Source organism: Amycolatopsis sp. SID8362, assembly GCF_010550475.1.
GTDB classification, from domain to species: Bacteria; Actinomycetota; Actinomycetes; order Mycobacteriales; family Pseudonocardiaceae; genus Amycolatopsis; species Amycolatopsis eburnea.
In genome coordinates this window covers 1-9,113 of record NZ_JAAGNB010001612.1, presented here as the reverse complement: position 1 = coordinate 9,113, position 9,113 = coordinate 1, and the positions used below count along the sequence as shown (strand labels likewise).

At 69.5% G+C, this 9,113-nt stretch carries 12 protein-coding genes; 4 read left to right on the top strand and 8 right to left on the bottom strand.

Annotation, left to right across the window (positions count from 1 at the left end; genetic code table 11):
• Window positions 1-700, top strand: a 700-nt coding sequence (locus G3I65_RS49675; RefSeq protein WP_160702697.1) for a helix-turn-helix transcriptional regulator, incomplete at its 5' end; no start/stop codon positions are given.
• Here G3I65_RS49675 and G3I65_RS56770 read toward each other — a convergent pair.
• The 8 genes from G3I65_RS56770 to G3I65_RS49635 all read right to left on the bottom strand — a co-directional run bounded on the left by G3I65_RS56770 (window position 701) and on the right by G3I65_RS49635 (window position 6,688).
• Window positions 701-1,516, bottom strand: a complete 816-nt coding sequence (locus G3I65_RS56770; RefSeq protein ID WP_203612725.1) for a hypothetical protein — start codon at window positions 1,514-1,516, stop codon at window positions 701-703. It abuts the gene before it with no gap.
• Between the two features lie 23 nt (window positions 1,517-1,539).
• Window positions 1,540-2,028 (bottom strand): hypothetical protein, encoded by a 489-nt coding sequence (locus G3I65_RS49665; protein WP_160702695.1) that lies wholly within the window; start codon window positions 2,026-2,028, stop codon window positions 1,540-1,542.
• Between the two features lie 15 nt (window positions 2,029-2,043).
• Window positions 2,044-2,940: a hypothetical protein gene (locus G3I65_RS49660; RefSeq protein WP_160702693.1), complete on the bottom strand. Its 897-nt coding sequence runs from the start codon at window positions 2,938-2,940 to the stop codon at window positions 2,044-2,046.
• 14 nt (window positions 2,941-2,954) lie between these two features.
• Window positions 2,955-3,326: a WXG100 family type VII secretion target gene (locus G3I65_RS49655; RefSeq protein ID WP_160702691.1), complete on the bottom strand. Its 372-nt coding sequence runs from the start codon at window positions 3,324-3,326 to the stop codon at window positions 2,955-2,957.
• A 180-nt stretch (window positions 3,327-3,506) separates the two neighbouring features.
• A complete protein-coding gene (locus G3I65_RS49650) occupies window positions 3,507-4,421 on the bottom strand; it encodes a haloalkane dehalogenase (RefSeq protein WP_160702689.1) in 915 nt (304 codons plus the stop codon).
• A gap of 59 nt (window positions 4,422-4,480) precedes the next feature.
• Window positions 4,481-4,933 carry a DUF350 domain-containing protein gene (locus G3I65_RS49645; protein WP_160702687.1) on the bottom strand — a complete coding sequence of 151 codons (453 nt, stop codon included), beginning with the start codon at window positions 4,931-4,933 and terminating at the stop codon, window positions 4,481-4,483.
• Window positions 4,934-4,978: 45 nt separating this feature from the next.
• On the bottom strand, window positions 4,979-6,145 hold the full coding sequence (locus G3I65_RS49640) for a glutathionylspermidine synthase family protein (RefSeq protein ID WP_160702685.1): 1,167 nt from the start codon (window positions 6,143-6,145) through the stop codon (window positions 4,979-4,981).
• A complete protein-coding gene (locus tag G3I65_RS49635; RefSeq protein WP_160702683.1) occupies window positions 6,146-6,688 on the bottom strand; it encodes a DUF2058 domain-containing protein in 543 nt (180 codons plus the stop codon).
• Window positions 6,689-6,842: 154 nt separating this feature from the next.
• Between G3I65_RS49635 and G3I65_RS49630 the strand changes: the two genes are divergently transcribed.
• From G3I65_RS49630 to G3I65_RS49620, 3 genes are all read left to right on the top strand, one after another.
• Window positions 6,843-7,871, top strand: a complete 1,029-nt coding sequence (locus G3I65_RS49630) for a septum formation family protein (RefSeq protein WP_160702681.1) — start codon at window positions 6,843-6,845, stop codon at window positions 7,869-7,871.
• Window positions 7,871-8,221, top strand: coding sequence for a metallopeptidase family protein (locus tag G3I65_RS49625; protein ID WP_160702679.1), 351 nt, complete (start codon window positions 7,871-7,873; stop codon window positions 8,219-8,221). The genes G3I65_RS49630 and G3I65_RS49625 overlap by 1 nt, the downstream gene beginning before the upstream one ends.
• A gap of 88 nt (window positions 8,222-8,309) precedes the next feature.
• Window positions 8,310-9,113, top strand: an 804-nt coding sequence (locus tag G3I65_RS49620; protein ID WP_160702699.1) for an MFS transporter, incomplete at its 3' end; no start/stop codon positions are given.

Sequence of the window (9,113 nt, the reverse complement as noted above, 5' to 3'; positions counted from 1 at the left end):
CCTGACCCGCCTCGAACAGGGCCGCGCGACCGCGCCGTCGGCGCAGGTGGTGGAGTCGCTGGCCCGCGCCCTGCGCGTGTCCGACGTCGAACGCGACCTGCTCTACCGGCTGGCCGGGCACGCCGCGCCCGGCCCGGACGTCGTCCCGTCGCGGGTCGCGCCGAGCGTCCAGCGGCTGCTCGACCGGCTGGCGCACACGCCGGTGGTCGTCTACGACGCGAGCTGGACGCTCGTGCTGGCCAACGCGCCCTACAACGCGCTGATGGGCGACACGACCCCGTGGCGCGGCCTGGAGCGCAACGCCGTCTGGCGCAACGTCACGCGGCTGCCGTCACGGGTCGTCCACAGTGCGAAGGAGCAGGCCGAGCACGAGGCCCGGCTCGTGGCCGACCTGCGCTTGACAGCGTCGCGCTACCCCGCCGACCACGCGTTGCGGCGCTTGATCGCCGACCTGACCGCGGGCAGCCCGCGCTTCGCCGAACTCTGGGACGCCGAGGCCCCGCCGCCGCTGCCCGACCCGTCCCGGCGGAAGACCATCGACCACCCGGCGGTCGGGCCGCTCACCCTGGACTGCGACACACTGCTGGTCGCCCAGGACGACCTGCGCATCAGCGTTTACACCGCCGAGCCGGGCACCGAGGACGCCGACCGCTTGGAGCTCGCCACCGTCCTCGGTACCCAGTCACTCGAACTCGCCTGATCAGTCGACGGCGTTGACGTCCGAAGGCGGGGCGTTGAGATCGCAGTAGGAGTAGAGCTCCGTGCGCCGGTCGTCGGTGCCCGGCGGGATGGTCTGCAGGGGGACGATCCAGGTACTGCGTTCACCGGGCGAGCACGACGGGCTCGCCGGGGGCTGCTGCGGGCTGCCCGCCGCGTTGCCCTTGCCGTCAGGCGGCAGCAGGCCACCGCCGACGATGGCGCCGGTCGCGTTTCGGAAGACGACCGCGGTGCGGCGGCTGACCAGTGCCCGGCAGTTGGCCGACCGCTCGGTGTACCGGACCACGTCGGCCGGGAGCCGGGCCTTGACCCGGCTAGTCGATTCGTAGGTGTCGGTCACCGGGCTGAAGCCGCCGAGCGAACCGGGCGGCAACCAGGTTGTCGTCCGCACGTCGACGTCCGCCGAGACGACCTTGTTCGTCGCGTTGACGGTGACGAGCGGACGACCGACGCCCACCCGCTGTCCCGGCAGCAACACCGGGATCTCCATGGTCATCAGCGGTCCCTGGATCGGCCCGGGCGGCAGGCCGTTGACCGAGACGACGACGTTGAGCGTCACTCTGGTCCGGTAGGCGATGCGCTCGCTGGTGTTGCGCAGGACGGCTCCCATGCTGACCAGGCCGGACGAGGAGACCCCGGTTTCCGCGACCTCGATCCCGCCGCCACCGGGCGCGGTTTTCGCGGAGACCGGCTGTTCCGGGACCGCGCCGGGGATGTCACAGGCCTTCGCCACCGGCTCGTCGCGCGTCAGGACCACCGCCGCGATCACCCCGGCGGCGACCACGGCTACGACGAGCACTGACAGGACAAGCGTGCGCCGCGTCATTCGTAGTACCGCTTCTTCAGTTCATCCACCTTGGCCTGGAAAGCTTCGATCACCTTGGTGGCCGCCTCGGAGGCACTCGCCGCGAACTCGTCCTCGGGTATCTCGCGTATCGTTCCCGGAACGATGTGAACGGAAAAATTCTCCATGCCCACCGTGCTTATCGTGATCCGCTCGTCGCTCGAAGCACCGACTGCCTCGACCTTGGCCCGGTCTGCGAAGAAATTCGAATCCCTCAGGTCATCGGCGTCGATGTTGAGGTTCGTCTCCTCGATCGCCGTCCGGTACTGCCGCTGCCACCCGACCCAGAGCAAGCGCGCCGTCGCAGCCAGGGCCCTTTCCAGCGCAGACTCGCCGATGAAGTCGTAGACGCTTTCGCCAAACGACAACGTGATACCCGTTCGACGGCGGAACTCCGCCTCGATTTCCGTTCCCGGGGCCCGCACGTGAACCCGGATGCTGTCCAGCCTCTCGGCCAAATCCTCCACGATCCGCCTCCTGGCCTAGTCCGACCGGCCCATGCCGCTGTCGCCGGTGAGGTCGCGGTCTTTCATGCCGGCGAGGTTCGGGCGGGCGGCGACGATCTTGTCCTTGTTCGCGTTCACCGCATCGGTCAACGCCCGCACCTTCTGCGCGATCTGCTGCGTTTCGACCTCTTGGATGTGCCTGAGGAGCTCGTCGACTGCCTGCCTCATCGAATTGACGATCGTCTCCGCCGAATCTCCGGACGCCGTGAGACCGGCGACGCCGGCGCCACCCACCGAAGCAAGCGCACCGATCGCCGCGAGCGGCACCACGCCCCCGGTCGCGATGGCGACCACGACCCCGCCGATGGCACTGACCGCGGAGAGCACCGAGAACTCGAAGGTCCACTGGTTCTTGCCGCACCCGCCGGCGTTGTCGAGGGCGTTCTTCGTGTTTTCCGCGATCTTGTCGATGTCGGCACGCGCCCTCAGCCACATCTCGCGGTGCGCCTGGAGAATGCCCTTGAGGGTCGAGAGCACCGTGAACTGGTTCCCGGAGATCGACTTGAAGGTGTCGACGAAGTTGGCCTTGAACGCCATCGCGGCGTCGCCGGTCCAGCCTTGCAGGTACCCACCGTCCGTCGTCATCTTGTCCAGGTGCGGGTTCACGAAGCTGACGTCGTTGCTGAGCTCGGTGTTGTTGACAGAACCGGTGTTCAGCTTCGCCATGGCCGCGTTCAGGTCCGCGATCAGCGGGTCGTACCGAACCGGATCAGGCAACCTGGAAAACGGCTCGAACATCGACTCGATGAAAGCGAAGTGCTGCCGGATGGCGTTGCGGTCGGGGTTCGCCCCGGACTGCGTCGCCCCTTTTTGGGCCAGCTCCTTCGCCGTCAGGTCGACAGCCTTGTCGGTGATGTCCCGGGCGTGTTGCATGAGCTGATCGAAACTCACAGCTTGCCACCCAGTTCCGGGTCGTTCTGCGCGCGCCGGTAGAGCTCGCCCCGAGCTGCTTGGTCGGTCTCCGCGTAGTGCCTCGCCGCCCTGTCGAGCGCCGTGGCGGTGTCGTCCAGGTTCGTCCTCGTCTCGCCGAGGAAGCCCAGCACGGTGTCGTGCAGGTCCAGATACGCCTGGTACACCGGTCCGAGTGCGTCCCCGCCGAACTGCTCCGGACGTCGCATCACCTGGGCCAGCTCGCCACGAACGCGGTTGCAGCTCCCGATCGCGTCGCCGTAGTCGGCCGATATCGTCGGGAAGTCGACCTTCGCCACTTTTTCCAGCTCGTACAGGTCGACGCCGAATTCTTTGCCTTGATGAACCACGGTTCCACCCCTCGTTCCCCGTTGTTGCCCCGGGCAACCCTCACCCGATCGTGACTGTAGTCGGTCAGTCACCACCAGGTATGGAAACAGAGGGAATGGGTAATACCACGCCATCCACGACCGGGTACCGAGCACGCCCGGACGCCACCCGTCCGGGCGTGCTCAGCAGGTCGGCTCGTCTCAGCCGCGGACGAAGCGGGCCACGTGCTGGGCCAGCTCCTCGCCCTTGTCCTCCTGCAGGAAGTGCCCCGCGTCCGCGATCACCGGGTGCTCCAGTCCCGCCGCGCCCTTCATCGCGCGCTTCAGGATCGGCGCCATTCCGCCGGTGATCGGGTCGCCGTCGGAAAACGCGACCAGGAACGGGATTTCCAGCTCGGTCAACGTCTTCCACGCCGCGCGGTTCGCTTCCGAGGCCGGGTCGTCCGGCCGGTACGGCACCAACCCGGGCATCGCCCGGGGCGCCGCCTTGTACATCTCGTTCGGGAACGGCGCGTCGTAAGCCGCGCGCTCCGCCTCCGACAGCGTCGACTTGCAGCCCGACTGGACGAACCGGGCGACGTCCAGCACCGGGGCCTTCTGGACCGCCTCCCGGAACGAATGCCACACCGCGGGCATGTCGGTGTCGCCGGTGGGCAGGCCGGTGTTGGCCGCGACCACCCGCGCGAACCGCGACGGGTTCTCCGCGACCAGCCGCAGCCCGATCAGGCCGCCCCAGTCCTGGCCGACCAGGGTCACGTCGTGCAGGTCCAGCGCGTCGAACGCGAACCCGCGCATCCACTCCACGTGGCGCGCGTACGTGTGGTCCGCCAGGTCGCCCGGCTTGTCGGAGCGGCCGAAGCCGACCAGGTCCGGGGCGATCGCGCGCAAGCCCGCCGACGCCAGTACCGGCAGCATCTTCCGGTACAGGTACGACCAGCTCGGTTCGCCGTGCAGCAGGAGGACGACCGGGCCGTCGGCCGGGCCCGCCTCCACGTAGCCGACTCTGATCACGCCGCCGTGGGGGTCGTCGAGCTCGACGTAGCGGGGCTCGAAGGGGAAGTCGGGCAGGTCCGTGAACCGGTCGTCCGGTGTCCTCAGCAGGCGCACGGACCCCACGCTAGTGCGAACGGGCGAACGCGGCCACGATCGTGCCCGATCGGCCCACGACGTACGGGTCAGGAGATGCCGACCGCCACCACGAGGCCAAGGCCGATGTGCGCGGCCGCGACCACGATGCTGACCGGGGCGAACTTCTCGCTCTCGATGGTCGACGCCACGTCGATGCGGGTCGCCCACTCCAGGAGCCGGACCGCGATGACCTGGACGACGATGCCGAGCAGGCCGTAGACCAGCGACGTGATCAGGCCCTCGGTCAGGTCGCTCGCCGAGTTGAAGATCGCCACGACGACGATGAACGCCATCGAGAGCATCCCGGACGCCGTCACGATCACCGCGTTGGGCAGGCCCCGCGTGACCAGCTTCGACAGCTTGCCGGGCGTGGTCCAGTCGATCGCGTAGAAGCCGGCGAACATCAGCAGCAGGCCGACGACGCCGTACAGCAGGATCGCGCCGATCCCCCGCACGAGGTCGGAGCCGAACGTGTCGGACAGCGCAAGGGTCGTGTTCACGAATTGTCTCCCAGGGAAAAAGAGCTGATCAGCGACGGTGTTCTATCACGACTCGACGATGCGATGTGGGACAAATGCCGCACCGTCGTCGGTGACCAGGCCGCCGGTCTCCCGGATGCCGAGGCCCGCGGAGCTGTCCCCGACGATCCACGCGCCGAGGGCCGGCCGGTAGCCGTCGAACTCGGGCAGCGGGTCGAACGCCTGGTAGACGAAGCCTTCGGCGCCGTAGACGCCGTCGGTCTGGGTCTCGTAGCCGGTCGCGACGATCTGGACGTTCGCGCCCTCGCGGCCCAGCTTCGGCTTGCGGACGTACTCGGTGAGCAGGCCCGGGTCGTCGGCGAACGCGGGCAGCAGGTTCGGGTGGCCCGGGTAGTTCTCCCACAGGATCGCCAGCAGCGTCTTGTTGGAGAGGATCATCTTCCAGAGCGGCTCGATCCACAGCGTCCGCGGCAGCGACTCGACGGCGTGCCGGCCGAACTCCTCGTCGACCACCCACTCCCACGGGTACAGCTTCAGCACGGTCGCCATCTGCGCCTCTTCGAGGTCGACGAACCGCTTGAGCACCGGGTCCCAGCCGATCTCCTCGATCGCCAGCCCCACCGTGTCGAGCCCGGCCTCGGCCGCGGTCTCCTGCAGGTACGCCGTGGTGACGTTGTCCTCGCCGCTCGGGTCCGCGGCCGACCAGGTGAAGTGCAGCTCGTTCGACGGCAGCTTGTCCTGCAGCTGCCCCCAGCGCTCGACGAGCTTCTCGTGGATCGAGTTCCATTGGTCGTCGTCCGGGAAGACGTCGGTCTTCCAGTGCCACTGCAGCAGCGACGCCTCGAGCAGCGTGGTCGGGGTGTCCGCGTTGTACTCCAGCAGCTTCGCCGGCGACTTGCCGTCGTAGCGCAGGTCGAACCGGCCGTAGACGTGCGGGTCCTGCCGCTTCCACGACTCCGCGATGTGCGGCCAGACCCACTCGGGGATGCCGAACCGCTGGTAGCCCTCGGTCGTCACGACGTTGTCGACGGCCTCCAGGCACATCGAGTGCAGCAGTTCGACGTCGGCTTCGAGCGAGAGGACCTCGTCCATGTCGAAGACGTAGTGCACGGACTCGTCCCAGTACGGCCGCACGCGGCCGCTGCTGTCGCGGGCCGGCGTGCCGTAGACGAGTCCCTGCTCCTCGACGATCCGCTGCCAGTCACGCCGCGGCTCGCGCCGGTCCCGGTACACCTACGATCCCCCGCTCTTGCCGCTGCCGCCGGTGCTGCCGCTCTTCCCGCTGATGCCGAAGCCGCCGCGCTGGACGGACTTGCCCGACTTGGTGTGCACGCTGGTCCGCGACGACGGCGCGTCGTACGAGCCGCCGGTGACGTGCTGGCCGATGGTGCCGGTGCCGCCGTAGTTGTACCGGTAGCTCTGGTAGCCGCCGCCGTTGATCGGGATGAACCAGAACCCGCCGCTCGAGTAGCCGTGGTGGCTGGTGACGTACGACTCGTCGCAGTAGTCGTCGTTCTGGATGACGCCGCTTCCGTCGGTGCAGACCGCGGTGACGTCGCCGGTCGGCCTGGCGACCGTGTAGAACGTCGCGACCAGGCCGACGAGCCCGACCGTGACGCCGCTGCCGATGAGGATCTTGCGCCGGGTCGCCGCCTTGGCGTCGGCCTGGCGGGCCAGCTCCTGGTCGCGTTCCTCCTGCGCGAGCGCCTGCTGCCGCGCCCGCTGCTCGGCGACCGACGGCTGCCTGGGCTGCGTGTTCGAGTCCTGGAATCTCATCGAACCGCGCTTGGGCGGCTCGGGGGGCGGCTGGTCCCCAGTGTTGCTGTCCTGCGTCATGTGCGCTCCGTAATCCCGGCCACCACGAAACCGTGACCCACCCTAACCACCCGGATCGCGCACGTCGCGCGCGGCGCGGGCATCATGGACTGCGATGTCTCCCAGCGCCGATCGGTTCCCCACCGCCACGCAGACGCTGCGCACCCGCGTCGTGATGGGCGGGATCTTCGCGGGCGCGCTCATCGCGCTCGCCCTCAGCGTCGTCTTCTCCTGGGGCGACGGCATCGCCGGCGGCTCCGGCGGTGGCGCCGGCAAGCTGTCCCCCGCCGCGCAGGAGGCGTTCCACTCACCCCCCGGCAGCTGCCTGACCTGGGGCAACCCGGACGCGAGCGACGCGCGGAAGGTGGCCTGCACCGAGCCGCACCTGTTCGAGGTGACCGCGCTGGTGGACATCGGCGCCCAGTTCCCCGCGGGCGCGCCGGCGCCCTCGCTGGACCAGTGGCAGCAGATCGCGCAGCAGAAGTGCACCTCCGACGTGAAGCCGTACCTCGGCCACGCCCTCGATCCGTACGGGAAGCTCACGACGAACCTGCTGCGCCCGACGCCGTCGCAGTGGGACGACGGCGACCGCCAGCTGCGGTGCGGCCTGCAGTGGGCGGGCCCCGGCGGCAAGCTGCTGCCGACGACCGGACCGGCCAAGGAGCAGGACCAGTCGCTGGTCTTCGAGCCCGGCACCTGCCTGGCGCTGCAGGGCAAGGCGCCCGGCGACCCGCTCGACTGCGCCCAGCCGCACTCATACGAGATCGTCGCGACCCTCGACCTCAAGTCGAAGTTCAAGGACGGCTACCCGAAGCAGGACGACCAGAAGGCCTGGCTCGACACCGAGTGCGCCAAGGCGGCCGCGGACTACACCGGCGGCGCCGACCTCGACGCGAAGAAGCTGATCCTGACCTGGGACCTGCGCGAGCAGGAGAGCTGGGACGCCGGGTCCGCCAAGGTCAACTGCAAGGTCGCGGCGCTGCTGCCGGACAAGAGCGGCCTGCAGGCGGTCACCGGCAGCGTCAAGGCCGCCCCCGCGGGTCCCGACGGCGGCCAGCCCCAGGACGGCGGCCAGCCGTCGGACGGGGGTGGCGGCCCGGCCACGTCGAGCTCGGCCCCGCCGACCTCGAAGAAGAACGGCTGATGCCGGTCGAGATGAGCCGGGAGCGGTTCGAGGAACTGGTCTCGGAAGCACTGGACGAGGTGCCGCCCGAGTTCGCGAAGGCGATGGACAACGTCGTCGTGCTCGTCGAGGAGTTCAACGACGAGGCGCCGGACATCCTCGGGCTCTACCACGGGGTCGCGCTGACCGAGCGGACGTCGTCGTACGGCGGGGTGCTGCCGGACCGGATCTCGATCTACCGGCAGCCGATCCTCTCGATGTGCGAAGACGAGGACGAAGTCGTCGAAGAAGTGCTGATCACGGTGGTGCACGAGCTGGGCCACCACTTCGGCATCGACGACGCGCGGCTGCACGAACTCGGCTGGGGCTGAGCCCGCACCGTGACCCCCATCGGGTGACGACGCGCTTATCCTGTTACCCGAAGTCATTGGGTGACTGCGATACGTGCCGGGGGCCCCGATGGACAACGCTCGAAGACTCCCGTGGCTGCTGACGTCGAGCGCGGCTTCGCACCTCGGCGACGGCATCGGCAAGGTGGCCCTGCCCCTGCTGGCCACGACCCTCACCCACGACCCGGTGCTGATCGCCGGGCTGTCCGCCACCCAGTTCCTGCCGTGGCTGCTGTTCGCCGCCGTCGCCGGGGCGCTGGTCGACCGGATCGACCGGCGGCGCGCGATGGTTGCCGCGAACACGGCACGGGCGGCCGCGGTCGGCGTGCTGGCCGTGCTGGTCGCCACCGGCGGGATGACGATCTGGCTGGTCTACCTGACCGCGCTGGTCATCGGGACGGCCGAGACGATCGCCGACAGCGCGGCGAACGCGCTGGTACCGGCGGTCGTCGGCGACGGCTCACTCGACGCGGCCAACAGCAAGCTGCAGGCGTGCGAGATCGTCGGCCAGACGTTCCTCGGCGGCCCGGTCGGGAGCCTGGCCTTCGCGCTCTTCGCCGCGTTCCCGTTCGTCCTCAACTCCGCCGGGTTCGCGATCGCGGCCGCGGTGCTGCTCGGGCTCACCGGCACCTACCGCGGACGCAGCGAGGAGCGGCCGGCGCGGTTGCGCACCGAACTGGCGGACGGCTTGCGCTGGCTGCACGGGCACCGGCTGCTGCGGCGGCTGGTCGTCGTCGCCGGGCTGCTCAGCCTGGTGAGCGAGCTCGCGCAGGCGCAGCTGGTGCTGTACGCGCTCGACGACCTGCGCCTGTCGGACGCGGCCTTCGGGTTCTTCGCGTTCGTCGGCGGGATCGGCGGGCTGGCCGGCGCGGGC

Bases quoted from the DNA above. Each gene is read 5' to 3' on its own strand.
- G3I65_RS49660 (WP_160702693.1), bottom strand. From the start codon at position 2,940: ATGCAACACGCCCGGGACATCACCGACAAGGCTGTCGACCTGACGGCG.
- G3I65_RS49635 (WP_160702683.1), bottom strand. From the start codon at position 6,688: ATGAGATTCCAGGACTCGAACACGCAGCCCAGGCAGCCGTCGGTCGCC.
- G3I65_RS49630 (WP_160702681.1), top strand. From the start codon at position 6,843: ATGTCTCCCAGCGCCGATCGGTTCCCCACCGCCACGCAGACGCTGCGC.
- G3I65_RS49625 (WP_160702679.1), top strand. From the start codon at position 7,871: ATGCCGGTCGAGATGAGCCGGGAGCGGTTCGAGGAACTGGTCTCGGAA.